General features: G+C 54.7%; 1 rRNA gene. It reads right to left on the bottom strand.

Features of this window, described 5'->3' with window-relative positions:
- Positions 1-444, bottom strand: a 23S ribosomal RNA gene (locus tag KJQ97_RS09455); the annotation flags it as partial.

The raw sequence follows: 444 nt of genomic DNA, 5'->3' as shown, positions 1-444 counted from the left end.
GCACCCCTTCTCCCGAAGTTACGGGGTCATTTTGCCGAGTTCCTTAACGAGAGTTCTCTCGCTCACCTTGGTCTTCTCGACCCGACTACCTGTGTCGGTTTGCGGTACGGGCGGTCTGATTCTAACTAGAAGCTTTTCTTGGCAGTGTGACGTCGCTCACTTAGAACGATAAATCGTTCATACCCGTCACAGCTTGCCCTTGAGCCGGCAAGCATTTGACTCGCCGACAGACTTGCTGTTTGGACGCACATCCGATAGTGCGCATCGTTAGCCTCCTGCGTCCCTCCGTTGCTCAAACAAATCAGACCGGTACGGGAATATCAACCCGTTGTCCATCGCCTACGCCTCTCGGCCTCAGCTTAGGTCCCGACTAACCCTGGGAGGACGAGCCTTCCCCAGGAAACCTTAGTCATTCGGTGGACAGGATTCTCACCTGTCTTTCGC

Origin of the sequence: Campylobacter sp. 2018MI01 (genome assembly GCF_018501205.1) — a bacterium.
In the GTDB taxonomy this organism is placed as follows: domain Bacteria; phylum Campylobacterota; class Campylobacteria; order Campylobacterales; family Campylobacteraceae; genus Campylobacter_E.
This window is presented reverse-complemented; position numbering and strand designations above follow the sequence as displayed.